This is a genomic window from Carbonicoccus niuqiaonis (genome assembly GCF_050157065.1).
Taxonomy (GTDB): Bacteria; Actinomycetota; Actinomycetes; order Propionibacteriales; family Propionibacteriaceae; genus Avipropionibacterium.
On sequence record NZ_CP189573.1, the window covers coordinates 389,069 to 414,524 of the forward strand.

Here is a 25,456-nt window from a genome sequence, read left to right on the forward strand (position 1 = left end):
CGTGGGCGCTGCCGCAAGGAGCGACAATGAAGTTGACCCGCAGGGAGTTCACCCTGTCCGCCGGCGCCGCCGTCGGGCTGGGCCTGATCGGCGCGCCGGTGATGGGACCACCGAGAGCGGTGGCCGAGGACATTCCGCCAGATCACCCGGACGTCGTCCGGTTCACCAGCCAGGACCCGGCGATCGGTTACGTCGGCCAGCCCGTGAACTCCCAGATCGGTGCCCGAGCACCCAGGATCGGGCAGGAGGACGGGCGCTGGGTCGAATACCAAGTCTACAAGGGGTCGCCGAGCACCGAACTCCCCGGCACGTTCGTGGTCACCGACATCGTCAGCGGCGACGTCGTCCGCTCGATCAAGTTGCCGACGGCCGAGGCCTGCTCCGATCTCACGATCGCCACGGACGGCAAGGTGTACATGCCGTCCTACCCCGACGGACATGGATGGCAGTACGACCCGGCGACCAAGCAGGTCACCGACCTCGGCCTGATCAACGCCGCCGGTACTCGCATCAGTCCCTTCGGGGCGGGCTTCGGTCCCGACGGGATCGCCTACTTCGGCATCTATCCCAATTCCCACCTCCATCGCTACGAGCCGGCGACGGGGACCATCCGGGACCTCGGCACGGTCGATCCGGATGAGGGCTACATCCACTTCATCTGCTGGGACCCGGGCAGCAACGCGATCTTCTGCAGCCTCGGCGGCCAACGAGCTTCGGTGTGGCGGATCGAGGACGCCGGACTCGGTGCCAAGACCAAGATCATCGACGGCTCCGATGTCCCGATCCTCGACACCGTGCCCTTCCTCGGGGCGCTGGACTGCGTCAACGGTCACCTGGTGGTGCGCACCGAGGGGCGGCTGGTCGTCGCCGCGTTGGACGGCACCATCGAGTACTACACCGGCGACAAGATCATGTCCGGCTACCACGTGGTGCCGAGCCGCGACGGCAGCGGCTTCTTCTTCTCCTCGTTCGGCGGGATCAACAAGTACGACCTCGCGACCCACAGCTACACCGCCACTGCGGGCACGGTGCGCAGCTACTTCGCACACGCGGTGCACATCGACGACACCCACATCGCCGGCACCGACGGCGGCGGAGTATTCGTCGTCGATCTCGTCAGCGGGGAACGGACCGAGCACACCCCGTCGTTCCGACAGCCGACAAAGATCCAGAAGATCTTCCGTGGGCCCGGTGACACCTTGTACGCCTCGGGCTACATGAAGGGCCTCGCCAAGATCAACACCGATGGCGGTGAGCCCAACTTCACCGTCAACCAAGGACAGTACGAGTCCTGGATCGTCCGTGACGGTCTGATGTACCTCGGCGCATACGGCTACTCGAAGTTCTACCGGTACGACCCGGCGACCCCGACGGTCAACCCGAAGCAACTGTTCACCAGTGCCCCCGTCAAACAGGACCGGCCCTTCGCCATGGCGTATGACCCGGTACGCGACGAGGCCTACATGGGATCGGTACCGCTGTACGGCCAGAACCAAGGGGCGTTGGCGATCTACGAGTTCGCCACCGGCAAGGTCACCCACCTGACTGATGAGATCGCCACCGATCAGAGCATCATTTCGGTGGCGCACAACCCGCACGACGGCCTGCTGTACATCGGCACCACGATCGACGGCGGCATGGGGATGGAGCCGATCAGCCTCACCACCGAGGGTCAGCTCATCGTCTTCGACCCGGCGACCCGGACTGTGGTTCGGCGCTCGGTGCCGGTCGCGGATCGGCAAGGGGTCACCGGGCTGCTCGTCGACCCCGATGGCTCGGTGTGGGGTGTGGCCGAGGAGCAGTTGATCAAGGTCAGTCCCGACGGTGGGGTGCAGACCCTCGGCGCGGTCAGCGGTCGCTACGCGCCCGACCCGAGTCACACGTGGGCGTGGGCCTATCTCAACTGGTCGGCGATGGACGGTCACATCTACGGCTCGGCCGGCGGTTACCTGTTCCGGATCGATCCGGCGAGCGGAGCGATCACCCGGCTCGCCAACGGCGGCACGGCGTGGGCGGCGACCGACACCGTCGGCGACGTGTACTTCGCGTACCGCACCCACCTGTTCAAGTACCAGGTGCCGTACCTGGTGTCCGGGCCGCCGAACGACACCCAGAAGTGTCAGGCAGTGAACGCGTACGCCCAGGGGCGAGGGGTCCGCTTCCCCGACGGCTACAAGCCGCAGTGGAAGGCCATCTTCGACCGCATCGAGCAGCGGGTCGCCAACGGTGAGACCGCAGCACTGCGCGATGAGTACTGCGCCTCCTGACCGGAAACGCCAAGCCACCACAACCATCACTGGACCGGCCCGCGGGGGCCGCGAACGAGGAGACACCATGAAGCTGACCCGACGCGAGTTCACCGCCACCGCCGGCGTTACCGCGGGACTGGGCATGATCGGCCTCCATGGGGGCATGGTCGGCACCCGCGCCGCCGCCGACGAGGTCCCGTCCAACGATCCGGAGGTGTTGCGGTTCACCGGTCAGGACCCGGCGATCGGCTACCTCGGACAGCCGGTCAACTCCCAGATCGGAGCACGCTCGCCCCGCGTCGGACAGGAGGACGGGCGCTGGGTGGAGTACCAGGTGTACAAGGGATCGGCGAACACCGACCTGCCCGGCACCTTCGCCGTCACCGACATCGGCACCGGCAAGGTGGTGCGGACGTTCAAGCTGCCGACGGCCGAGGCCTGCTTCGACCTCACCGTCGCCAGTGACGGCAAGGTGTACCTACCGTCGTACTACGACTACCGGCTGCGGCAGTACGACCCGGCCACCAAGCAGCTGAACGATCTCGGCGTCTTCAACCCCGATGCCACGCGCGATCACACCTTCGGGGCCGGGTTCGGGCCCGACGGGACAGCCTTCTTCGGCACCTACTCCGAGTCCCGGCTCTACCGGTTCGATCCGGCGACCGGCACCATCCGCAACCTGGGGACGGTGAACCCGGAGGAGGACTACATCCACTTCATCAGTTGGGATCCGGGCACCAACGCGGTGTTCTGCGTCACCGGCGGCCGACGCGCGTCGATCTGGCGCATCGAGGACGCTGGGCTCGGCGCCAAGACCAAGGTCATCGACGGATCCACCCTGCCGATCCTCGACACCACCTCGTTCCTGGGGATGCTGGACTGCGTGCACGGGCACCTGGTGTCGCGGGTCGGCGGCTCGCTGATCGTGGCCGACCTGGACGGCAACATCGAGTACTACACCGGCGGACGGGAAATCGCCGCGTACCACGCGGTACCGAGCCGCGACGGCAGCGGCTTCTACTTCTCCGAGTACGGCGAGGTGCAGAAGTACGATTTCGCCACCCACAGCTTTGCCCCGACTGCCGCCACCGTGCGCAGCTACATCGCCCACGGAGTGCAGATCGACGACACCCGAATCGTCGGCACCGACATGGGAGGGCCGTTCATCGTCGACATCGAGTCGGGCCAGCGAATCGAGCACACCCCGTCGTTCCGCCAGCCGACGCTGATCCAGAAGATCTTCCCCGGCCCCGGTGACACGATGTACGCGTCCGGCTACATGCAGGGCCTGGCGAAGATCAACACCGACGGCGGGGAGCCGAACCACACGCTCAACATGGGCCAGTTTGAGTCGTGGATCGTCCGCGACGGCCTGATGTACCTGGGCTCGTACGGATTCTCGAAGTTCCACCGGTACGACCCGGCCACACCGACGGTGAACCCGAAGCAGCTGTTCACCAGTGTCGGGGTCGACCAGGACCGGCCGTTCGGCATGGCGTACGACCCAGTGCGCGACGAGGTGTACATGGGGTCGGTGCCGGTCTACGGGCAGAACCAGGGTGGGCTTGCGATCTACAGCTTCGCCAGTGGAAAGGTCACCCACCTCCGCACCGAGATCGTCACAGACCAGAGCATCGTGTCGGTGGCCCACAACCCGCACGACGGCTTGGTCTACATCGGGACCACGATCGACGGCGGGATGGGCAGTGACCCGATCAGCGTCACCACCGAGGGCCAGTTGATCGTGTTCGACCCGGCGACCCGGACTGTGGTTCGGCGCTCGGTGCCGATCCCTGGTCGACAAGGGGTCACCGGGCTGCTGGTCGACCCCGACGGCTCGGTCTGGGGCGTAGCCGAGGAGCAGTTGATCAAGGTCAGTCCGACAGGTGAGGTCCAGGTCCTCGGCGCTGTCAGCAGCCGCTACGCACGCGACCCCAACTACACGTGGGCGTGGGCGTACCTCAACTGGTCGGCGAAGGACGGCCAGATCTACGGTACGGCAGGCGGCTTCTTGTTCCGGATCGATCCGGCCACCGGTGTCATCACCCGCCTTGCCGACAGTGGTGCGTCCTGGGCCGCCACCGATCCGACCGGCGACGTCTACTTCTCGTACCGCACCCACCTGTTCAAGTACCAGGTGCCGTACCTGGTGTCCGGGCCGCCGAACGACGCCCAGAAGTGTCAGGCAGTGAACGCGTACGCCCAAGGGCGTGGGGTCCGGTTCCCCGACGGCTACATGCCGCAGTGGAAGGCGATCTTCGACCGCATCGAGCAGCGGGTCGCCAACGGCGAGACCGACGATCTCCGCAACGAGTACTGCACCACCTGAGCGCACCCTCGAGACCACAAGCCAGCATTCAACGCCCCGAGCAAGGAGTGACCATGAGGTTGACCCGTCGAGAATTCACCCTGTCCGCAGGCATCGCCGGACTCGCCGTGTTCGGTGCCGGTGCCGGTCTGACGTTCGCACCGAAGGCGAACGCCGAGGAGGTGCCCACTGACCCGGAGGTGATCAGGTTCACCGGTCAGGACCCGGCAATCCGCTACCTCGGCCAGCCGGTCAACTCCCAGATCGGTGCCCGGTGCCCGCGCACCGGATTCGAGGACGGTGCGTGGGTGGTTTACCAGGTGTTCAAGGGGTCTCCCAACACCGACCGTCCGGCAACGTTCGTCGTCAGCGACGTCGCGACCGGCGCAGTGATCCGTGCCATCAAGCTGCCCACCGCAGAAGGATGTTTCGACCTCACAGTTGCCACCGACGGTCGCGTCTACCTGCCGTCCTACTTCGACTACCACCTGTGGCGGTACGACCCGGCGACCAAGCAGGTCGATGACCTGGGCGAGATCGACCCGGACCCGTTGGCCGACTACGCCTTCGGCGCGGGGTACGGCCCCGACGGAGAAGTCTTCCTCGGTACGTACAAGGACACCCGCCTGCACAGCGTCGATCCGGAAACGGGTGCCATCACCAACCTCGGCCCGATCGACCCGGACGCCGAACACATCCACAACGTGTGCTGGGACCCGGCGACCAACGCCGTGTTCTGCGCCACCGGGAGCCAACGCGCCGCGGTGTGGCGGATCGACGATCTGGGTAGGGGGACCAAGACCAAGATCGTCGATGGCAGCGTCATCCCCATCCTGGACGACACCGCCTTCATGGGCATGCTGGACTGTGTCGAAGGGCGTCTGGTGATGCGCAGCCAAGGACGGCTGATCGTCACCGACGTGTCGGGGAACATCGAGTTCTACAACAACAAGTCCGAGCTCTCGGGCTACCACGTTGTGCCGACCCGAGACCGTACGGGATTCATCTTCTCGTCGTCGGGCACGTTGCGGAAGTACGACTTCGCGTCCCGCAGCCATGCACCGGTGGCCGGCACGGTCCGCGGCTTCATCGGGCATGCGATCGAGGTCTCCGACGGCATCATCAAGGGAACCGACGAGGGCGGTCCGTTCACGGTGAACTACCTGACCGGGGAGCGCTCCGAGCAGGAGATCTCATTCCGGCAGCCGACCAAGATCCAGAAGATTTTCCCCGGAGCCGGCGACACCATGTACGCCTCGGGCTACATGTCCGGTCTGGCCAAGATCAACACCGACGGTGGCGAGCCCAACCACACCGTCAACGCCGGGCAGTTTGAGTCGTGGATGGAGCGCGACGGACTGATGTACCTCGCCGCGTACGGCAACACCAACTTCTACCGGTACGACCCGAACACCCCTCAGGTGTTGCCCAAGCGGCTCTTCCACAGTGCGTCGGCCAATCTGGATCGCCCGTTCGCGCTGGCGTACAACCCCGACCGCGACGAGGTCTACATCGGGTCGGTCGGCGGGTACGGCCATCACCAGGGCGGCCTGTCGATCTATGACTTTGCCACCGGAGCGGTGCGATTCATGACCGAGGAGATCGCCAAGAACCAGAGCATCATCTCGGCCGTCTACAACCCCCACGACAAGCTGGTCCACATCGGGACGTCCATCGACGGCGGCATGGGCATGGACCCGACCAGCGTCACCACGGAGGGGCAGTTGGTGGTCTTCGATCCGGCAACCTCAACGGTCGTCCGCCGATCGGTGCCGATCGCCGGCAAGGAAGGCGTCACTGGCCTCCTGATCGATCCGGACGGCTCGGTCTGGGGCCTCGCGGAGTCGCAGTTGTTCAAGGTCAGCCCGGCCGGCGAGGTGCGCACGTTCGGCACCGTCGGGTACGGGTACGCGGCGCCACCGGCCTACACGTGGGCGTGGGGGTACCTGAACTGGTCAGCGATGGACGGCCACATCTACGGCTCCGCCGCCGACAACCTGTTCCGGATCGACCCGACGACCGGGGTGATCACCCGGCTCGCCGACAGCGGGGCGTCTTGGGCAGCAACCGACACCGTCGGTGACGTGTACTTCGCGTTCCGGACGCATCTGTTCAAGTACGTGGTGCCGTACCTGGTGTCCGGGCCGCCGAACGACACCCAGAAGTGTCATGCGGTGAACGCGTACGCCCAGGGGCGGGGGGTCCGGTTCCCCGACGGCTACAAGCCGCAGTGGAAGGCCATCTTCGACCGCATCGAGGAACGGGTCGCCAACGGCGAGACAGACGATCTTCGACAGGTCTACTGCGGCAATTGACATGCCGGCCGTTGAGCACAGGTTGGGAGCCCGCTGTCCGAACATCGAGTCACGTCAGGAGGCACATGCGCAGCGCGCCACGAGCCCACCGTGACCCTCATGGGAAGGGAGCGGTCCCCGCGCTCAAGGTTCCAGCCCCGACGTTGCGCGACGTCGCGGACCGGGCCGGGGTCTCGGTGGCCACCGCCTCGCGAGCGCTGCGGGGTGATCAACCCATCGCGCCCGCCACGCGCGACCGGGTCCTCGAGGCGGTGGCGGTGCTCGACTACCGGCTGCTCCGGTCACGCCGGGCGACCGAACACGCCCCCAATCAGATCGTGGTCCTCACGCCCTCGCTGCGCCACTTGGCAGTCGCCGAGATCTTGGTGGGGGTGGAGACGGCCAGCGCCGACAGCGGACACGCCTGCCCGTTCATGGTCACCGATTCCGATCCCGACCGAGAGCTCCGGGCCCTGGAACGCGTGGCGACCGGCCGCGACGTCAAGGCTGTGATCGTCGTGGGCGGCACCCACCAGACCCCGGCTTGGCGTGAGTCGCTGCCCGGCGCAGTCGCTACGTTGGCGGACCTGGGGGTGCGCGTCGTCTTCTGCGGTCGGGCACTGGTGGACATGGACCTGCCGGAGGTCGCCGTCGTCGACTACGAGAACCGTGCGGGCGCCGAGGCTGCCGTCAGCGTGCTGCTCGGGAAGGGACACCGACGCATCGGGCTCCTGCGGGGCCCCGACGGGTTCACCACCAGCGAGGAACGGGCCGCCGGGTACGTCGAGGCCCTCCGGGCGTTCGGTGTGCGGTTCGATCCCGACCTCGTCGTCAGCGGGCCACGCTCCGGCCCGGCCGGCATGGCCAGGGCCACGGACCTCATCACCCGTCGGCCCGACGTGACCGCGATCTTCGCCGACAGCGACGCGCAAGCGCTGGGAGCGATGCGTGCGGCGCACCTTCGCGGCCTGACGGTCCCCGGAAGGCTGTCGGTCATCGGATTCGACGACGAGCAGATGTCCTCGATCCTGACGCCTGCCCTCACCACGGTGCACACGCCCTTCATCGAGTTGGGTCGCCGGGCGGCGCAGGCCGCGCTCGGGACAGACCCCGAACTGGAGCCGGGCCGCAGCTTGACCCTGGCCAGCCACATCGTGATGCGGGATTCGGTGGGAGCGTCAACCGGCCAGGCCTGATACCGGGCGACACCCGACCAGGCGGAGCGTCGGATGCATCACCTGTGCATCGAGCCGTCCACCTCGTCGGGCGTGCCCGGCGTGGCGTGTGAGCCGACGGTCAGGAGCGGTCGTTGCCCACGTACGCGACGCAATCCATCTCGACGCGCACGTTCGGGTGGGCGAAGAACACGGCCACGGTGGTACGCGTGGGGCGCGACTCGGTGAAGCGCTCGGCGTACACCTTGTTGAACTCGGCGAACAGCAGCGGGTTCGACAGGTAGGCCCCGACCTTGATCACGTGCGACAGGTCGGCCCCGTGGGTGGCCAGCTTCCGCTCCAAGGAGTCGATCGTCAGGTTGACCTCCTTGGGGAAGTCGCCGACGAAGAACTCGCCGTTCTCCTGGGCGGCGACCATCCCGGACACGTAGATGAAGTCACCGGCCTTGATCGCTCCGGTCAACGGTATGGCGGGCTTGTCAGCCATCAGCATCCTCGTTTCGTTCTGAGTTCGGTGGTCGCCACGATATCGGCCGGTGCCTGGCCCACCTGCCACGGGCGGGCCGCTGGGACGATCTGTGGGCCACGGGATGCTCGTACGGGCTGGATGTCGTACGGGCTGGATGCTCGTACGGGCGTCAGCCGTCGAGCCCCGGGCTGGGCCGCTTCGGCAGGCAGATCGTGGCGGCCTTGTGTTCGATGGTGGTGGGTGCCTTCGCGTTGAAACCGGGGAACTCCTCGCCGACCAGCACGTCGATCGAGTGGTCGATCTTCGTCGGGTCCTCCCGGATCACGGCTTCGGGGAAGAACGCCGCGACCAGCTTGGTCTCGGGGAAGTCCTTGCCCTGCACCACGATGACCGTGCCGACGATCTCCTCGTCGGTGTTGTCGACCCGGGAGACGTTGAAGCCGACCTCGCGGGCGTCCTGGGCGACGTCCCCGGCGAGCCCGCGTTGCTTGCCACCGTTGAAGATGCGGATGGTCACCTGGCCGACCTCGAGCTTGTTGTCCGCCACGGGCTGGGTGACGCAGGGGTCCGGCGGCCGCGGCGGGATCGGTTCGGTCACCTTGTCGTACCCCCACCACGCCGCAGTGCCGAGGATGCCGAGCAGCACCAGCAGGGTCAGTGGGGTCCGCACGGCACGCCAGATCGCCAAGGCGGTCCCGGCCGCGCTGTCACTCATGGCGCCTCTCGTGGGGTGGTCACGGGTCGGCGACCCGCCAACCGCGGGGTTGAGCCTACCCGCCGGTTCACTTCAGTTCGAGCACCCGCGCGTGCATGGTCTGGCGCTGCTGCAGGGCGGCGCGCAGGGCGCGATGCAGCCCGTCCTCGAGGTACAGGTCGCCGCGCCACGCCACGACGTGGGCGAACAGGTCGCCGTAGAAGGTCGAGTCCTCCTCCAGCAGTGCCTCGAGATCGAGGGTGCGCTTGGTCGTGACCAGTTGGTCCAGCCTGACCTGGTGGGGCGCGATGGCAGCCCACTGTTTCTGGACATACCCATGGTCGGGGTACGGCCGCACGTCGCCCACACGCTTGAAGATCACGCCGACACTGTAGCCACCCGATGGCCTCGACCGGGCCAAGGGCGCCTAACAATTTGGTCCCAAGGGCTCGGGACGCTTGGTCCCAAGGGCTCGAAGCGCCCCGAGCCGGGCCTTCGGTACGGCCCTCCGTACGACTCCTCGGAGCACCGTCGGGCCCGGGCTCCAAGGCTCAACGGCGTACCGGTCGTCGTCGGTGTCCGGGTTGTTGTCACGGTCGGACCGCCGGTGTGCAAATGTGATCCCATGAGCTCGCAGCCGGAACAGCCCGACACGCCCGCGCCCGCCGACAGTGCGCCCCCCACAGACACCGCGCCGCCCCTGGACGAGCAGGCGTCGGCGATTCGCGCCGGCTACACCTTCGAGGGGGAGTCGATCGAGATCGGCGTCCTCGTCGCCGACGACGCGCCGCTGCCGGAGGTGAAGGTCCGGCTGCCATTGTCGATGATGAACCGGCACGGGCTGATCGCCGGCGCCACCGGCACCGGCAAGACCAAGACCCTGCAACTGCTGACCGAGCAGCTGTCGGCCGCGGGCGTCCCGGTCGTGGCGGCCGACGTGAAGGGCGACCTGTCGGGCCTCGCCACCGCGGGGGAGGGCAACGACAAGCTCACCGAACGGACCCGGAAGATCGGGCAGACCTGGCAGCCGACCGCATTCCCGTCGGAGTTCTACGCGCTCGGCGGCAAGGGCACCGGGATCCCGCTGCGGGCGACCATCTCGTCGTTCGGCCCGGTGCTGTTGTCGAAGGTGCTCGGCCTCAACGACACCCAGGAGTCGTCGCTGGGCCTGGTCTTCCACTACGCCGACCAGGCCGGCCTGCCGCTGCTCGACCTCGCCGACCTGCAGGCGTTGATGCAGTACCTCACCAGTGACGAGGGCAAGCCGGAGCTGAAGAACATCGGGGGTCTGTCGACCGCCACGGCCGGGGTCATCCTGCGGGAGATCACCGCGTTCTCCGCGCAGGGGGCCGACCAGTTCTTCGGTGAGCCGGAGTTCGACACCGCCGACCTGCTGCGGGTGCACGACGACGGGCGTGGCGTGATCTCGCTGATCGAGCTGCCCGACCTGGCGACCCAGCCGGCGCTGTTCTCGACCTTCTTGATGTGGTTGCTGGCCGACCTGTTCCAGGACCTGCCGGAGGTCGGCGACGTCGACAAGCCGAAGCTGGTGTTCTTCTTCGACGAGGCGCACCTGCTGTTCGCCGACGCCTCGAAGGCGTTCCTGGAGTCGATCACCCAGACCGTCCGGTTGATCCGGTCGAAGGGTGTCGGGGTGTTCTTCGTGACCCAGACCCCCAAGGACGTCCCCGACGACGTGCTGGCCCAGCTCGGCTCGCGGGTGCAGCACCAGCTGCGGGCGCACACCCCGAACGACGCCAAGGCGTTGAAGCAGACGGTGCAGACGTTCCCGACCTCGCCGTACGACCTGGCCGAGGTGCTCACCACCTTGGGCATCGGTGAGGGCATCGTCACCGTGATGGACCCCGACGGTGTGCCGACCCCGGTCGCCTGGACCCGGATGCGGGCGCCGGAGTCGCTGATGTCGCCGTCGCCGAAGGAGAAGATGGAGCAGCTGGTGCAGGGCTCGCCGCTGTTCCCGAAGTACGGCGAGGCCGTCGACCGTGAGTCGGCCCGGGAGATGTTGGCCAAGCGGCTGGAGCAGGGCGCCGAGCAGGCGGCGGCCGAGCCCGACGCAGGCCAGGCCGATGCCGGCCCCGGGACGGGCCGGCGCCGCGAGGAGGACGACGAGCCGCGCCGTCGGGACAAGGACGAGAAGTCGCTGTTCGAGAAGGTGTCGTCCAACACGATGGTCCGGCAGATCGGCCGGACCGCGGTGCGCGAGATCATGCGCGGCCTGTTCGGCACGGGCCGCCGGCGCCGCTGAGCTGTCTCACCGCAGGTCGGGCGGGCCGCTCGCGGGTGGAATTCCCCAAACCGACCGGTCGATGTGTGGCGGACGGCACGGCCACGCCGGGCCGGGCCCGGTGTGGCCGATCGACCGGTCGGTCTGCGGAAAACCGCGCTGGTGGCTCAGCCGTTGCGGCCGCGCCGCAGCAGGATGTCGGCGACCAGCGGGCGGTGGTCGGAGGCCTGGGTGTCGAGCACCTCGATGTTGGTCACCTGCGGGCCGTTCTTCAGCAGGATGTAGTCGATCCGGCGGTCCGGGGTGATCGCGTTGAACGTGTACCCGGGGCCCTCGCCCTCGGCGAGCCACGCGTCGTCCCAGTGCTCCCACAGCGGCTGCATCTCCGGCTGTGCGGGGCGGGCGTTCAGGTCACCCAGCAGGATCTGCTGGCCGGTGAACTGTGACGCGATCCGGATCATGTCGGCGTTCTGGCCGGTCCGGATGAACGGGTCGCCACGGTAGTCGAGGTGCGAGTTGAACACGTCGACGTGGGCGCCGTCGACGTTCACCCGCACCTGCGGGAACCCGAAGGCGTACCGGCCGTCGGCGTAGCGCAGGATCTCGTGGTCCTGGGTCAGGATGAACGGGTACTTCGACAGCGTGGCGCAGCCGAACTGGCGACGCGGCTCACCCGGGTTGATCGGATCGTTGTCGAGGATCGGACCGAAGAAGGCGAACATGCCGAGCGCCTCGGCCATCACCTCGACCTCGGAGATCCAGTCCGACCGCGCACTCCAGTGGTGGTCGACCTCCTGCATGCCGACGATGTCGGCACCCGACTCCCGGATCACCTCGATCTGCGGCTGCAGGTCGAACACGTGCTGGGCGTTCGCGCCGGCGTGGATGTTGTACGTCATCACCCGGACGGGCACGGGGCCGCCGGCCGGGGCGGACTCCTCGGCACGCGCGGGCGTCGGCAGGGCGAGGCTGGCCACACCGGCAGCGGCAGCACCGCCGGCCAGCGCGATCAGGCCGCGGCGGGACAGGGACACGTCGTGGGACATGGATGAACTCCTCCAATGGGGGTTGGTGGTACCCGGGAACGCTATCCAGCGTCCGGCGACGGATGGGCGAATCGCTGATGAACTCCGCCCGAAGTCGGAGCGGTCGCCGGGGGCTGTCGGGACACCCGTCGACCTCGCGCGGCCGGGGTGGGACGATGAGGACCAGCACAGTGTCGACGTGAAGGAGAGTTGTGATGACCCAGGCAGCCGAGCAGGAGCTCGCCGACGTCGGGGTGACCGGCCTGGCGGTGATGGGGGCCAACCTCGCCCGCAACCTCGCCCGCAACGGGTTCCGCGTCGCGGTGCACAACCGCAGCCGCGCCAAGACCGACAAGCTGATCGAGGAACACGGCGACGACGGCACCTTCGTGGCCACCGAGGAGATGGAGGACTTCGTCCAGTCGCTGGCCACCCCGCGCAAGATCATCATCATGGTCAAGGCCGGCGGCCCCACCGACGCGGTGATCGACCAGCTGGTGCCCCTGCTGGACACCGACGACATCGTCGTCGACGCCGGCAACGCGCACTGGGACGACACGCGTCGCCGGGAGAAGGCCCTGAAGGAGCAGGGGATCCGCTTCGTCGGTACGGGTGTCTCCGGCGGCGAGGAGGGTGCGCTGAACGGCCCGTCGATCATGCCCGGCGGTGACGCCGACGCGTACTCCCACCTGGCGCCGATGTTGGAGAAGATCTCGGCCCAGGTCGACGGTGAGCCCTGCTGCCGCCACATCGGCCCCGACGCGGCCGGTCACTTCGTGAAGATGGTGCACAACGGCATCGAGTACGCCGACATGCAGCTGATCGCGGAGGCGTACGACGTGATCCGCAGCCTGACCGGGATGTCGCCGGCCGAGCTGGCCGAGGAGTTCAAGCGCTGGAACACCGGTGTGCTCGACTCGTTCCTGATCGAGATCACCGCCGAGGTGTTGGCGAAGGTCGACGAGCGGACCGGAAAGCCGTTGGTCGACGTCATCCTGGATGCGGCGGCGCAGAAGGGCACCGGCACCTGGACCGTGCAGTCCGCGCTGTCGCTGGGCGTACCGGTCGGAGCGATCGCCGAGGCGGTGTTCGCCCGTGCGGTGTCGAGCCAGCCCGAGCAGCGAGCCGCCGTACGGGAGCGGTTCGGTGACGTGACTGCCGAGCAGGCCGACGACGCGAAGGCGTTGATCGACGACGTCGAGCAGGCGCTGTACGCGTCCAAGATCGTGGCGTACGCGCAGGGCTTCGACCTGATCCGGACCGCCAGCAACGAGTTCGAGTGGGGCGTGAACCCGGGCGACCTGGCGACCATCTGGCGTGGTGGCTGCATCATCCGCGCGGCCTTCCTCGATCGCATCAAGGAGGCGTACGAGGCGAACCCCGACCTGGCGAACCTGTTGGTGGACAACACCTTCGCCGCGGACGTCGAGAAGGCCGAGGCCGCCTGGCGGCGGGTGATCGGTCGTGCGGTCAATGCCGGGATCCCGGTGCCGGCATTCAGCGCGTCGTTGGCCTACTTCGACTCGCTGCGGCGGGACCGGCTGCCGGCCGCGGTGGTGCAGGGGCAGCGCGACCTCTTCGGAGCCCACACCTACAAGCGGATCGACGTCGAGGGAAGTTTCCACGTCGAGTGGAGTGGTGACGGCTCCGAGTCGCCGGCGGACTAGTCCGCAAGAGCCTGGTCGACGGATCGCTGACCGGGCGTTCGAGGGCCGGGGTCGGGCCCTCGAACGTCCGGGGTCAGGCGAGCCGCAGGCGCCGGGCCGCCCGGCCTGCCAGTATGGGCAGGCGCAGGGTACGGCGCGAGGCACGTACGGCTTGGTTCTCCACCCACCGTCGGTGGGCGCGTTCGCTCTTGCTGCGTTCGGAATCCAGCGAGAGCAGGTGTAGGGGATAGTCGCGGTCGTACATGATCAACTCCTGGGCATGCGGCAAACCCTGGAACAGGATGGCCGATGGTGCGGGTGGGAAGGGACTTGCCGACGGGTGACGTCGTGGACGCCCGGTCGTCTCCTCAGGAGGTGACGACCGGAAGGGCGTCGAACGGGTTCGCAATGGTGATCATCACGTGGGACACCTCCTTCCGGTCTGGGCGATGTTGATCATCGCCGGGTAGAAAGAACTCTACGAAGCACGGTTGACGACGGCAACTGATTTATCACGTCAAGGAGGACCTTTACATGTCCGAGGCAGCACCGATCACCCAGTACGACGTGGGGATGTCCACCGCGGACGTCACCCCGCCGGTCGGCGGACCGCTGGGGGGATTCGCGGCCAGGGCGCGGCACGGCAGCACCTCGGTCTACCACCCGCTGCGCGCCGTTGCGACCGCGATCGGCGACGGTGAGCGCGACGTCATGATCATCAGCGTCGAATGGTTGGGGTGCTACCAACTCGCCGACCGGGTCCGTCGCGCGATCACCCAGCTCACCGGGATCCCGGCCTCCGACATCGTGCTGAACGCCAGCCACACCCACTGTGGGCCGGCGGTGCACGAGACCGGCCGCAACTCCCACGGCTGGCTCGACGACGAGTACATCGACGAGGCGATCGGGAAGATCGCCCGGGCCGCGCTCCGGGCGTACCGCCATCGCAACCGCTGCACGATCAGCTACGCCCTCGGCCACAGCGACATCGCCACCAATCGTCGCCTGCCCGACCCGGAAAACCCGCCGTTGGTGTTCGACGCGATGTTGCCCAACCCGGACGGTCCGGTCGATCATGACGTGCCGGTGCTGGTGTTCCGCTCCGTCGGTGACGACACGCCGCGCGGGCTGCTGTTCGGCTACGCCTGTCACCCGACGTCCCGGAGTGGACTCGCGATCGGTGGTGACTACGTCAGCTTCGCGATGGATCACGTCGACGAGGCGTTCCCCAACGCCCAGGTCGCGTTCCTGCAGGGTTGTGGTGGCGACGCGAAGCCACGGCCCGCCGATCCGAACGAGGACGGCTTCGGGTTCCGCACCGTCGAGCAGGTCAAGGAGATCGGCGACGAGCTTGGTGCTGCGGTCGTCGCTGCGGTGGCCGACGCCCGGCCGGTCACCGGCCCGATCGCGATCCAGTCGGTGGTGGAGGTGCTGCACACCGAGCCGGCAACTCGCGAGGCGGTGGCAGAGGCGGCCGCCGCACCCGAGCCGTTCAAGCAGACCTGGGCCGAACACTGGCAGGGCCGGCTGGACGCGGACGCCGAGCTGCTGACCTCGGTGCCGTTTGAGATCCAGACGCTGACCATCGGCACCTCGCTGGCCATGATCACCATGGCCGGCGAGATGACTGCGGAGCACGCACTGCGGTTGAAGGTGGATCATGGCGACCGGTATGACGGTGTGATCACCTTGGGCTACACCGGCGCCATGGTCGGCTACGTGTCGGTGCGCCGGCAGTTCGAGGAGCTAGGGTACGAGGTGCTGCACGCCAACATGTGGCACTTGAGGTCCGGCCGCTACGTCATCGAGACCGAGGACCAGATCCACGCCCGGATCGCGGCCCTACTCACCTGACCCTGCCCCTCCACCCCACGCAGCGAGGGGTGTCGCTGCGTCGGGCAGATGTCAGTGCATCCAGCGGCGCAGCTTCGTGGCCTTGGCGTTCGCCCAGACCTCGTCGTACGCGGTCACCAGTTCCTCGGCCCGGGCCTCCTCGATCGCGTGCAGTCGGCCGAGGGTGAACGTGTCCTGACCCGCCTGGTGCGCCCGGACTGCCAGCTCCCGCAGCACCCGCAGAGTGACGACAGCGTCGTGCTGGTCACCGAGCACCGACTGCACCTCCTTGGCGGCACTCGAATAGTCGGACGCGGCCTGGCCGTACCGTGATTCGACGGTCTCGGCCGCATAGCGTGCCCGCTTGGCGGCCTTGCGCACCTCGTGCAACAGTTCGTCGCGTTCCGCCCGATCGGTGGCTTCGGCCGCAGCCGTCACGCGCTTGCGCAATCGCTTGTCCTCATGCTTGACCCGGGCGAGCAGCACCTCGTCGGCGTCCCCGCCGGGGGCCGGCGCCCAGGGGGTGTGGGCGACGAGCTCGTCGAGCCGGTCCACCAGCTCGTGGTACCGCGGTGACTGCATCGCCGCGACCGACCGATCATGCGCCTCGCGGTAGCGGGCGGCCAGGTCGTCGTCGATCCGCTCGAGGACAGGGCCGATGAGCAACTCGGCCGGTTGCTCGGCCACCAGCGCCCGGAGCCGCATCGCCATCACCTCGGCGTCACGGGCCTCGCCGAGCACGCCGGCGATCCACTGCAGCTCGGTGCGCAGCGGCTCGGTCCGGGTGTGGTCGAACAGTGGCCGGAACGTGGCCAGGGCACTGCGGAGCCGCCGCATCGCGACCCGCATGTCATGGACGGCATCCTCGGCATCCCCGCGCACGAAGGGATCCTGGAACTTCAGCTCGGCCACCTGTTCGCGCAGCCGGGCGTGGACGACGGCCGCCGCGCCCTTGGGAGTGGCGCCCGACCTCCGCCCCTCGGTGACTGGGGTCGCCCCCCGCCCCTCGAGCTTGTCGAGAGGCGCCGCGAGAGCACCATCCCCCAGAGCCCGGCCAAGCTTGGACAGACTGCGCGCCGGCACGGCACCGGCGTTGGTGAGCGTCCGGGACGCCTGCTTCAGGTGGCGCCGCTTGCCGTCGACCAGCTCCACCTCCCACTCCCGCCACTCGCTGATCACCTCGGTGGCACGAGCCTGGCCGGTGGCCGGTACGGACGTGCGGGCGGTCACCCGGTCGTCGGACACCTCGGCGAGCACGACCCCATCGGCATCGCGAAGCCGGTGGACCGTGCGATGGGTCTCGAGCACGGCGACCGGCGCCAGCGCCGCGCCCCTGGCGTACAGCTGCACCGCCACCCGCAACGCCGTGGGCACGGTCCGTACCGCGCGCCCCAGTGGAAGTTGGATCTCGTGGCGGGTGTCGAGCCCGGCCGGCAGCTTCAGGTGCCAGCCCGCGTCTTCGCCGCCGGTGCGGCGTCGCAAGGTGACGTGGTGTGCGGCGAGGGCCAGGTCTTCGGTGTCGAAGTAGGTGGCGGCCAGCTGGTGGACCACGGGTTCGTCGACGGTGGCCACATCGGCCACCTCGTCGAGCGAGGGGAGCGGCAGGTCGCCACTCACCTCGAACTTGCGTTCCACCTCACGATGCTCCTTGGCCATCGCCCATTCTCGCACCACTGCCGACCGCTGCGGGATCCCAGTAGCCGTCGGCTTCGGGATCATCCCGTTCGAGCGTTCGGGCATTTCCGAAGAGTTGGGCGCCACGGCTGCTGGCCAGTCCGACCAACGGGGCGAAGACGGCGGCGGAAACGCGAGCATCGCGGCGGAGATTGCGTGACTTGGGTGAGGCGTTCCAGCTGCTGTAGAAGATTTCGAAGCCGAGGCTGTAGTAGCGGACAGGCGTCGCTGCCGGTGAGCCGTCGGGGTTGATGGTGGCGATCACCGCCATGTTCTGGGTCGAGAGCAGGTTGAGGATGCGTTCTTCGAGGCGTTCGCGGGGAAGCTCCCCGTCTGGGGTGGGCCCGGCAAGCCAAGGATTCGTCAGCGGCATCGCCACAGCATCGCAGAGCTCTGTCCGTGGGCGTCCGTGACGGGATCGGTTGCCTCACAGTCGCGCTGCTGGATCAGGATTCCGTCGGGTCCGACGACCTGCTGGACACTCGTTCTTGCACCCAACCGTGGTGGACCCTGACGTCGACACATGTGCCCTCTTCGAAGGTGAGGGTCGCTCCATCCAGATGATGCAGAGCCGAGCCCCATCCCGCCATGTCGCCGCCCTGCACCGCCCTCACCAGGACAGGCTCGATCGATCCCCCGGACGAGATGACCAGGGCAGCGCCACCAGCTGGCACCTGGTCGACTGCGCGGCGCCAATGCTGAAGGTGCTCATCTGCGACGTCTCGCAGCTCCTGACTCTGCAGCAGCAGCTCGGAGTATCGCTCGTACGGATGGTCCCATCGCCATTGGTCATGGTGACCAACGACCATTGGTACGTAGCCAGACGGCCAGTTGATCATCTCGTCGACCGCATGGCCCAGCGCGATCGCTGTCTCGACGTGGCGCCGATCGGGACCCGTCAGTACATGGTCGAATCGGGGCAAGGTGTCACCGAGCAGCCGTGCGAGACGCACGCCCTCGGACGACAACAGCGAACCCTGTTCCCGGGCCGCCCCCTTCTTGGTGAGCGAGTGTCGCCGGACTTCCAAGGTCTTCACGCTTGCACCCTACGGACTGCGAGTCGTCAACGGGCACAGCATCCGTCGACGGCGACAGCGTTCTGGCGCACGAGTGTGCAGACCCACCTGTGCGCAGGGTGGACATCCCAACAGCACGAGTTGCGGATCCCGGCGATCTGGCAGCACCCGCAGGGGCGCCGTCCCCGGGTGAGCGCCGTTCGCGTGGCGGAGGATAGGGGATTCGAACCCCTGAGGGCGTTAACCCAACCCGCTTTCCAAGCGAGCGCCATAGGCCACTAGGCGAATCCTCCACGGGGGAGGTTACCGCCTGTGGTGGGGGATGGGCCAATCGTCGCGGGTCGGTCGGCCGCCAACCTGCGGACAGCCTCCCGACCCCACCGCGGCACACGGTGCAGAATGATCACCACCTCAGGCACGAATCGGAGTGGCACGTGGACACTGTGGCCTCGTTCTTCGCCTCGACCGGCTATGGGCTGATCGTGGCGTTCACGACGTTGCCGGTGCTCTAGGTGATCGCGGTCCTGCTCGGCACCAAGCGGGCCGCCAGCGGCGCGTGGCTGACCATCGGCTACGCCGCCGGGCTGGCGATCCTCTTCGCCCTGGGTGCACTCGGCGCGCAGCAGATCGCGTGGCACCCGCTGCGCGGCAACTCCGGTGTCTTCGAGCTCTTCGCCGGGGTCGTCCTGCTGTTCGTCGCCACCGTCTGGTTGATCTGGGACCGGCGCCGCGCCCCCCGACCGGAACACAAGTCGGGCAACCGATTCCTCGACTGGCTGAGCACGCTCGGTCCGTTCAGCTGCCTGGTCGTCGGTTTCCAGTTCGCCTTCCACCCCGAGAACCTCATCCTCACCTTCGCCGCCGCCGGCACCACCCGACAGCTGAACCTGCTGCCCACGGTGCTGATCCTCGTCTGGTTCTGCGTGGTCGGCGTCTCGACGGTCGCGGTCCCGACGGTGTTGTACGTGACGAGCGGCGAGTCCGCGCGGACCAAGCTCAAGTCGGTTCGGGACTGGATCGACGCGCATGGCGCCATGCTCACGGTCGTCCTGCTGTACGGCGTCGGCGCCTTGTTGACCGGTCTGGGCCTTTACAACCTGCTGCGTTGAAGGTTGTGTCGTACGTCGACACCACCGGGGGCACTCTGCGCGACCGACGGCTGCACAGACGTCTCCGGGCTAGGCTGTGTCACCGGGGCAGATGCAGGCGAGACGGGGTGAACGTGGAGGATGGGCGTCGATGAACGGACGATGGTGACGAAGGGGCCGACGCTCAAGGACGTCGCCGAGCACGCGGGTGTGTCGGTGGCGACGGCGTCTCGTGCCCTGCAAGGGAACCAGCCGATCGCGCCGGAAACGCGGGAGCGCGTACTCGCCTCGGTCGACGCCCTCGGCTATCGCCTGCTGCGGCAACGACGGGAGCCGGCACGCGAGACGCCGCGCGTCGTCGTGCTCGCGCCCTCGCCACGACACCTGGCCGTCGCCGAGATCATCGCCAGTGTCGAGGCGGTGACCGCCGACGCCGAGCACCTGTGCACCTTCGCGGTCACCGAGTCCAACCCGGAGCGCGAGATCCGTGCCCTCGACACCCTCACCCGGAGCCTTGACGTCGCCGCCGTCGTGGTCGTGGGTGGCACGAACCCCACCCAGGAGTGGCGGACCGAGGTGCCGCGGCGGATCCGGACGCTCACCGACCGCGGCGTACGGGTCGTCTTCTGCGGTCGTGGGCTACCCGAGATCGAGGTGGCCGAGGTCGCGGTGATCGACTACGAGAACCGAGCCGGTGGCGAGGCGGCGGTCAGCCAGCTGCTGGGGAAGGGACACCGCCGGATCGGCCTGCTGCGTGGCCCCGTCGGGTTCAGCACGAGTGACGAACGGAGCCGCGGGTACGAGGACGCGTTCCGTTCCTTCGGGGTGGACATCGACCCCGCGCTGATCATGGCGGGCGGACGGTCGGGGCCCGACGCCGCCGGGCGTGCCGACGAACTGCTCCAAGACCACCCGGACGTGACCGCGATCTTCGCCGACAGCGATGCTCAGGCCATGGGCGCACTCCGCGCCGCCCACGTACGCGGGGTCACGGTGCCCGACCAGCTGTCGGTGATCGGATTCGACGACGAGCAGCAGTCCGCGATGTTGATCCCCGCGCTGACGACGGTCCACACGCCGTTCACCGAGCTGGGGCGCCGGGCGGCGCAGGCGGCACTCGGCACCGATCCGGAGCTGGAGCCCGGTCATCGGCTCACCCTCGCGAGTCACGTGGTCGTACGGGAATCGGTGGCGCCGAACCGGCCTCACTGATCGTCCGCGCTCGGAGCGCCGCGGCGTTGACGGCTTGGCCGGGCGATCCGGTGCCGGTAAGATGGGTCGAAGTCCCCCGCGTGGCGTCATCTCGCCCAACTCCCCCAGGGCCGGAAGGCAGCAAGGGTAAGTGAGCTCTGATGGGTACGCGGGGGACCCTTCCATGTCCGGGCCGGGCCCACGCGCCGATCGCTCGCCCAGTGTTCACCCGGCACCACCCCAACCGACACCGGCTGTTGCGGGCAACCCTGCAGGTTCTTGCTGATCCAGTGAACCCAGGAGGACCCCATGACACCACCACCCGGCCTTGACCGACGACTGTTCCTCGCCCTCGGGGTGGGGTCCGCAGCCGCCACCGGCATCGTGGGCCCGGTCTGGGCGAACCCCCGCTTCGGTTCCGATCCGTTCGCCGTCGGCGTGGCCAGCGGCGAGCCGCGCACCGATGCGGTCGTGATCTGGACCCGCCTCGCACCCGATCCGGGAGCGCTCGACGGCTCGGGCGGGATGCCGGACCGCCGGGTCCCGGTGAGCTGGCAGGTGGCCGAGGACGAACAACTGCGTCGCGTGGTCCGGTCCGGCGCAACGGTCACCTCCGCGGAGGTGGGCCATTCCGTCCACGTCGACGTGACCGGGCTGCAGCCCGGCCGCGAATACTTCTACCGCTTCCGCGTCGGGCAGGACGTCAGTCCGGTGGGACGGACCAAGACGATGGCAGCCGGCACCGGTACCCGCGACATGACCTTCGCGTTCGCCAGCTGCCAGTCGTACTCGAACGGCTACTTCTCCGGCTACCCGCACATGGTTGCCGACGACCCCGACGTGGTGTTCTTCCTCGGCGACTACATCTACCGCCAGCCGGGGCTGGTGACCCCGGGTGGCGGACACCTGGTCGAGCGCCAGAACGCACCGCAGCACTCCTGTGAGACGCTCGCCGACTTCCGACTCCGCTACGCCCACTACCGGACCGATCCGCAGCTGGCGGAGGCGCATCGACTGCTGCCGTGGGTCGTGACGATCGACGACAACGAGATCGACAACAACTGGTTCTCGACCGACCCCGACCCGGCACGCGTGGCCCGTCGGATCGTCGGCATGCAGGCCTTCTGGGAGAACATGCCGTTGCTGCCCAGCAGTCGTCCGGTCGGCTGGCAGCTCCCCGGCGCGTACCGGCGGCTCTCGTACGGGGACCTGGTGGACTTCCACGTCATCACCACCCGGCACTTCCGTCAGGAGTCGCCGTCCGGGGAGTGCGCGGTCGAGGACCGCGACGGCGGGTTCTGCCCGCCGGCCCTCGACCCCGACCGCACCATCTTGGGCGACCAGCAGGAGCGCTGGTTGCACGACGGTCTGCGGACGTCGACGGCGCAGTGGAACGTGTTGGCCAACCAGGTCTTCTTCACGATGCGGGACAAGAACAAGAACGCCAAGCCGGACAAGGACGTGAACCTCGCCGCGTGGGACGGCTTCGTGGCCGATCGGCAGGCCATCCTGGACCTGTTGGCCGCCGAACACATCCGGAACTTCGTCGTGATCACCGGCGACTCGCACCGCAACTGGGTCGCCAACACGCCGCCGACGTACCGCGACTGGGACACCGGCGCGCCGCCGATCGCCACCGAGTTCCTGGTGACCTCGATCAACTCCGGTGGCGAGCGGGTGCCGAACCCGACGTACGGTCCGGCCAAGCAGTCGACCCCGCACCTGCTGTATCGGGACAACAGCCACGGCTACGCACTGGCGACGGTCGATCGGGATCAACTCCGGATCGACTACCGGGCCGTGTCGACGGTGCTGTCGCCGGCGGCGACCATCGAGACGATCAGCTCCTGGACGGTGGCCGGCGACCAACCCGGTGCCGTCGCCCTCTGAGCCGGGCTGACACCCAGGTCGGGGACGGATTCCGCAGACCGACCGGTCGACGGATGCTGCAAGGGGCCGCCACGCCTGCAGCGAGCCCACTCGCACCATTGACCGGTCGCTCCGCGGAATCGGCGGGAGGGTCATCCGCCCGTGACCCGGTGGGCACTGTCGGTGTCGGCGGCTAGGGTTCTCGACGTGGATGAGATGGACGTGGAACCGACCGACGGGGGCGAGTTCGACGCTGGGCCGCCGCCCGACACCGACGCCCTGGTCGAGGCGCCGGCCGGAGTCGAGGCGCCGGCGGCGCCGCTCGCGCTCTACCGCCGCTATCGGCCCGACACGTTCGCCGACCTGATCGGGCAGGACCACGTCACCGAGCCACTGCAACGTGCCCTGCAGAACAACCGGGTCAACCACGCCTACCTGTTCTCCGGTCCACGTGGCTGCGGCAAGACCACCAGTGCCCGGATCCTCGCCCGCGCGCTCAACTGTGCGAAGGGTCCGACGCCGACCCCGTGCGGCGAGTGCGACTCGTGTCGGGACCTGGCTCGAGGTGGTCCGGGCAGCATCGACGTGATCGAGATCGACGCGGCCTCCCACGGTGGTGTCGACGACGCCCGTGACCTGCGGGAGCGGGCCTTCTTCGCCCCGGTCCAGTCGCGGTACAAGATCTACATCGTCGACGAGGCTCACATGGTGACCCCGGCCGGCTTCAACGCGCTGCTGAAGCTGGTGGAGGAGCCGCCGCCGCACGTGAAGTTCGTGTTCGCGACGACCGAGCCGGACAAGGTGATCGGCACGATCCGGTCGCGGACCCATCACTACCCGTTCCGACTGGTCCCGCCGAAGGTGTTGGGCAACTACCTCGCCACGTTGTGCCGGGCCGAAGGGGTCGAGGTCGAGGAGGCCGTCCTGCCGCTGGTCGTCCGGGCCGGCGCCGGGTCGGTCCGTGACTCGCTGTCGGTGCTCGACCAGCTGCTCGGCGGGGCCGACGAGGACGGTGTGTCGTACGGGCAGGCGGCGGCCCTGCTCGGTTACACCCCCGACTCGTTGTTGGACGAGGTGCTCGACGCGTTCGCCGCCGGTGACTCCGCCGGCGTGTTCGCCGCGGTCGACAAGGTGATCGAGGTCGGGCAGGACCCGAAGCGGTTCGCCGAGGATCTGCTCCGGCGGTTGCGCGACCTGATCATCGTCGCGGCGGTGCCGGACGCGGTCACGACCGGCTTGGTCGACGTCGCTGTGGACCAGGCCGAACGACTGCAGGCTCAGGCGGCGGCACTCGGCCCCGGTGAGTTGACCCGGGCCGCCGAGGTGATCGCCGACGGCCTCACCGAGATGCGCGGTACGACCGCGCCGCGGCTCCACCTGGAGTTGATGTGCTCGCGGGTGCTGCTGCCCGAGGCTGACCTGGACGGCCGCGGCCTGCATGCCCGGATCGATCGCATCGAGCGCAGGATGGGGATGAACGGGGTCACCGACGGCGCCGCACCGCCGGCCGCGGCTCCCGCACCGGACGGCCGGACCGCAGCCCGAGCGGCTGCCCGGAGCGAGGCAACCCCCGCCGACGTGCCGACCGTTGCCCACGGGGCCGAGGCCGACCGGCCCGGTCGGTCGGCCGACTCCGCACCGCCCGCGCCGCAGGTTCCCCAACCGCCGGCACCGCCAGCTGCTGCGACGCAGGAGTCCCCGCAGCCGCCGGAGTCGCGTCCGACCGCAGCCACCGGTGGTCTCGGCACCGCCGATGTGCGGCGGCTCTGGCCGGAGGTGTTGGAGGCGGTGAAGTCGCGACGCCGCTACACCTGGATCCTGCTCAGCCAGAACTCCCACGTCGTCGACGTGGCCGGTGACAAGCTCACCCTCGGGCTCGCGAACGCCGGGGCCCGCGACAACTACGCCAAGGGTGGTTCGGAGGACGTGCTGGCCGAGTCGCTGATCGAGGTGCTCGGGACGCAGTTCACCATCCAGGCCATCGTGGACGGAAGCGGTGGCGAACCCGGCCGTGGTCGTTCCGGCGGTGGTGGTGCTCCCCGGTCACCGGGGCCTGATCGCGGTGCCGGTGATGGCGGCGCGGCTCCACAGCCGTCCCGGTCGGGCTCGGGCCGGCCCGCAGCGCCGGGTGATCCGGGAGGTCCCGGGCTGCCAGACAACCCCGTGCCACAACGGGGTCCCGGCCCCGCCGCTGGGCCGCCCGCTGCACAGTCGTACGCGGCACCCGACTCCCAGCGTGTGTCGCCCGTCGCCACCGCCACACCAGCAGAGCGCGACGCGACGCCGTACGGCTCACCGAGCGTCCCGCCGCAGTCCGACGAACCTCCCCACGACCCGTGGGACGAGCCGGGTGGGGCGCCGCCGCCGGAGTATGCACCGAGCGAACCGGCCCCGTCCGGACCAGCCGCGGGCGCAGCGGAGAGCCGCAAGAGTTCACTCCGGGAATCGATCCGACCGACCCGACACCAGGGCCGCGCCGCGGCAGAGCCGGAGCAGGCCGAGGAGGTCATCGACCGCGACGACGACGTCCTCGACGACCGGATCGAGTCCCACACCGAGTTGCTGGCCCGACACCTGGGCGCCGAGATCATCGAGCCCGACGAGCCCGCCTGACGAACCGCTGGCTCAACGCGTCTGACCAACCCACCCGCGGGCCCGCCGGTCGCCGTCGTGCCACGGC

General features: G+C 68.6%; 19 protein-coding genes, 1 tRNA gene and 1 other RNA gene. 12 read left to right on the forward strand and 9 right to left on the reverse strand.

The genetic code is table 11. The features are described 5' to 3' along the window. Positions 1-26: 26 nt before the first annotated feature. The 4 genes from ACQBAU_RS01730 (at position 27) to ACQBAU_RS01745 (ending at position 8,047) form a co-directional block, all read left to right on the forward strand. Positions 27-2,267, forward strand: a complete 2,241-nt coding sequence (locus ACQBAU_RS01730; protein WP_465256312.1) for an outer membrane protein assembly factor BamB family protein — start codon at positions 27-29, stop codon at positions 2,265-2,267. A gap of 67 nt (positions 2,268-2,334) precedes the next feature. Next, positions 2,335-4,578: an NHL repeat-containing protein gene (locus tag ACQBAU_RS01735; protein WP_465256313.1), complete on the forward strand. Its 2,244-nt coding sequence runs from the start codon at positions 2,335-2,337 to the stop codon at positions 4,576-4,578. Between the two features lie 53 nt (positions 4,579-4,631). Continuing rightward, positions 4,632-6,872, forward strand: coding sequence for an NHL repeat-containing protein (locus tag ACQBAU_RS01740; protein WP_465256314.1), 2,241 nt, complete (start codon positions 4,632-4,634; stop codon positions 6,870-6,872). A 143-nt stretch (positions 6,873-7,015) separates the two neighbouring features. Beyond that, on the forward strand, positions 7,016-8,047 hold the full coding sequence (locus ACQBAU_RS01745) for a LacI family DNA-binding transcriptional regulator (RefSeq protein WP_465256315.1): 1,032 nt from the start codon (positions 7,016-7,018) through the stop codon (positions 8,045-8,047). Positions 8,048-8,147: 100 nt separating this feature from the next. Here the strand turns inward: ACQBAU_RS01745 and ACQBAU_RS01750 are convergent, their stop codons facing one another. The 3 genes from ACQBAU_RS01750 to ACQBAU_RS01760 all read right to left on the reverse strand — a co-directional run bounded on the left by ACQBAU_RS01750 (position 8,148) and on the right by ACQBAU_RS01760 (position 9,571). Continuing rightward, on the reverse strand, positions 8,148-8,513 hold the full coding sequence (locus tag ACQBAU_RS01750) for a RidA family protein (protein WP_434548677.1): 366 nt from the start codon (positions 8,511-8,513) through the stop codon (positions 8,148-8,150). A 151-nt stretch (positions 8,514-8,664) separates the two neighbouring features. Further along, positions 8,665-9,210 (reverse strand): LytR C-terminal domain-containing protein, encoded by a 546-nt coding sequence (locus ACQBAU_RS01755; protein ID WP_434548676.1) that lies wholly within the window; start codon positions 9,208-9,210, stop codon positions 8,665-8,667. Between the two features lie 67 nt (positions 9,211-9,277). Next, a complete protein-coding gene (locus ACQBAU_RS01760) occupies positions 9,278-9,571 on the reverse strand; it encodes a type II toxin-antitoxin system VapB family antitoxin (RefSeq protein ID WP_434548675.1) in 294 nt (97 codons plus the stop codon). Between the two features lie 243 nt (positions 9,572-9,814). Here ACQBAU_RS01760 and ACQBAU_RS01765 point away from each other — a divergent pair, with 243 nt between their 5' ends. Beyond that, a complete protein-coding gene (locus tag ACQBAU_RS01765) occupies positions 9,815-11,455 on the forward strand; it encodes a helicase HerA-like domain-containing protein (RefSeq protein WP_434548674.1) in 1,641 nt (546 codons plus the stop codon). Positions 11,456-11,601: 146 nt separating this feature from the next. Here ACQBAU_RS01765 and ACQBAU_RS01770 read toward each other — a convergent pair whose 3' ends face one another. Then, on the reverse strand, positions 11,602-12,480 hold the full coding sequence (locus ACQBAU_RS01770; protein ID WP_465256316.1) for an endonuclease/exonuclease/phosphatase family protein: 879 nt from the start codon (positions 12,478-12,480) through the stop codon (positions 11,602-11,604). 194 nt (positions 12,481-12,674) lie between these two features. Between ACQBAU_RS01770 and gndA the strand changes: the two genes are divergently transcribed. Next, positions 12,675-14,126, forward strand: coding sequence for an NADP-dependent phosphogluconate dehydrogenase (gene gndA / locus ACQBAU_RS01775; protein WP_465256317.1), 1,452 nt, complete (start codon positions 12,675-12,677; stop codon positions 14,124-14,126). 73 nt (positions 14,127-14,199) lie between these two features. Here gndA and ACQBAU_RS01780 read toward each other — a convergent pair whose 3' ends face one another. Continuing rightward, complete coding sequence (locus ACQBAU_RS01780) at positions 14,200-14,394, reverse strand: hypothetical protein (RefSeq protein WP_465256318.1); 195 nt, start codon at positions 14,392-14,394, stop codon at positions 14,200-14,202. Positions 14,395-14,639: 245 nt separating this feature from the next. On the opposite strand from ACQBAU_RS01780, the gene ACQBAU_RS01785 reads away from it, so the two are divergent. Then, positions 14,640-15,959, forward strand: a complete 1,320-nt coding sequence (locus ACQBAU_RS01785; RefSeq protein ID WP_465256319.1) for a hypothetical protein — start codon at positions 14,640-14,642, stop codon at positions 15,957-15,959. Positions 15,960-16,010: 51 nt separating this feature from the next. Here the strand turns inward: ACQBAU_RS01785 and ACQBAU_RS01790 are convergent, their stop codons facing one another. The 4 genes from ACQBAU_RS01790 to ACQBAU_RS01805 form a co-directional block, all read right to left on the reverse strand. Beyond that, complete coding sequence (locus ACQBAU_RS01790; protein WP_465256320.1) at positions 16,011-17,594, reverse strand: CYTH and CHAD domain-containing protein; 1,584 nt, start codon at positions 17,592-17,594, stop codon at positions 16,011-16,013. Next, positions 17,575-17,985, reverse strand: coding sequence for a pyridoxamine 5'-phosphate oxidase family protein (locus tag ACQBAU_RS01795; protein ID WP_465256321.1), 411 nt, complete (start codon positions 17,983-17,985; stop codon positions 17,575-17,577). Before ACQBAU_RS01795 ends, ACQBAU_RS01790 begins: the two co-directional genes overlap by 20 nt. Before the next feature lie 73 nt (positions 17,986-18,058). Then, positions 18,059-18,649, reverse strand: a complete 591-nt coding sequence (locus tag ACQBAU_RS01800; protein ID WP_465256322.1) for a histidine phosphatase family protein — start codon at positions 18,647-18,649, stop codon at positions 18,059-18,061. 184 nt (positions 18,650-18,833) lie between these two features. Then, positions 18,834-18,921: transfer RNA gene (locus ACQBAU_RS01805), tRNA-Ser, on the reverse strand. Between the two features lie 219 nt (positions 18,922-19,140). Between ACQBAU_RS01805 and ACQBAU_RS01810 the strand changes: the two genes are divergently transcribed. From ACQBAU_RS01810 to ACQBAU_RS01830, 5 genes are all read left to right on the forward strand, one after another. Beyond that, on the forward strand, positions 19,141-19,737 hold the full coding sequence (locus tag ACQBAU_RS01810) for a GAP family protein (RefSeq protein ID WP_465256323.1): 597 nt from the start codon (positions 19,141-19,143) through the stop codon (positions 19,735-19,737). Positions 19,738-19,857: 120 nt separating this feature from the next. Beyond that, the gene (locus ACQBAU_RS01815; protein ID WP_465256324.1) at positions 19,858-20,928 is read left to right on the forward strand and encodes a LacI family DNA-binding transcriptional regulator; all 1,071 of its coding nucleotides are present in this window, start codon (positions 19,858-19,860) and stop codon (positions 20,926-20,928) included. 68 nt (positions 20,929-20,996) lie between these two features. Further along, positions 20,997-21,091, forward strand: an RNA gene (gene ffs, locus ACQBAU_RS01820) — signal recognition particle sRNA small type. 125 nt (positions 21,092-21,216) lie between these two features. Continuing rightward, positions 21,217-22,797: an alkaline phosphatase D family protein gene (locus ACQBAU_RS01825; protein ID WP_465256325.1), complete on the forward strand. Its 1,581-nt coding sequence runs from the start codon at positions 21,217-21,219 to the stop codon at positions 22,795-22,797. Positions 22,798-22,992: 195 nt separating this feature from the next. Beyond that, positions 22,993-25,389: a DNA polymerase III subunit gamma and tau gene (locus ACQBAU_RS01830; RefSeq protein WP_465259489.1), complete on the forward strand. Its 2,397-nt coding sequence runs from the start codon at positions 22,993-22,995 to the stop codon at positions 25,387-25,389. Positions 25,390-25,456: the final 67 nt, after the last annotated feature.

Excerpts from the sequence above, each read along its gene's own strand:
- ACQBAU_RS01730 (WP_465256312.1), top strand. The coding sequence starts at position 27 with ATGAAGTTGACCCGCAGGGAGTTCACCCTGTCCGCCGGCGCCGCCGTC.
- ACQBAU_RS01735 (WP_465256313.1), top strand. The coding sequence starts at position 2,335 with ATGAAGCTGACCCGACGCGAGTTCACCGCCACCGCCGGCGTTACCGCG.
- ACQBAU_RS01740 (WP_465256314.1), top strand. The coding sequence starts at position 4,632 with ATGAGGTTGACCCGTCGAGAATTCACCCTGTCCGCAGGCATCGCCGGA.
- ACQBAU_RS01750 (WP_434548677.1), bottom strand. The coding sequence starts at position 8,513 with ATGGCTGACAAGCCCGCCATACCGTTGACCGGAGCGATCAAGGCCGGT.
- ACQBAU_RS01755 (WP_434548676.1), bottom strand. The coding sequence starts at position 9,210 with ATGAGTGACAGCGCGGCCGGGACCGCCTTGGCGATCTGGCGTGCCGTG.
- ACQBAU_RS01765 (WP_434548674.1), top strand. The coding sequence starts at position 9,815 with ATGAGCTCGCAGCCGGAACAGCCCGACACGCCCGCGCCCGCCGACAGT.
- ACQBAU_RS01770 (WP_465256316.1), bottom strand. The coding sequence starts at position 12,480 with ATGTCCCACGACGTGTCCCTGTCCCGCCGCGGCCTGATCGCGCTGGCC.
- gndA (WP_465256317.1), top strand. The coding sequence starts at position 12,675 with ATGACCCAGGCAGCCGAGCAGGAGCTCGCCGACGTCGGGGTGACCGGC.
- ACQBAU_RS01785 (WP_465256319.1), top strand. The coding sequence starts at position 14,640 with ATGTCCGAGGCAGCACCGATCACCCAGTACGACGTGGGGATGTCCACC.
- ACQBAU_RS01790 (WP_465256320.1), bottom strand. The coding sequence starts at position 17,594 with ATGGCCAAGGAGCATCGTGAGGTGGAACGCAAGTTCGAGGTGAGTGGC.
- ACQBAU_RS01795 (WP_465256321.1), bottom strand. The coding sequence starts at position 17,985 with ATGCCGCTGACGAATCCTTGGCTTGCCGGGCCCACCCCAGACGGGGAG.
- ACQBAU_RS01815 (WP_465256324.1), top strand. The coding sequence starts at position 19,858 with ATGGGCGTCGATGAACGGACGATGGTGACGAAGGGGCCGACGCTCAAG.
- ACQBAU_RS01825 (WP_465256325.1), top strand. The coding sequence starts at position 21,217 with ATGACACCACCACCCGGCCTTGACCGACGACTGTTCCTCGCCCTCGGG.
- ACQBAU_RS01830 (WP_465259489.1), top strand. The coding sequence starts at position 22,993 with ATGGACGTGGAACCGACCGACGGGGGCGAGTTCGACGCTGGGCCGCCG.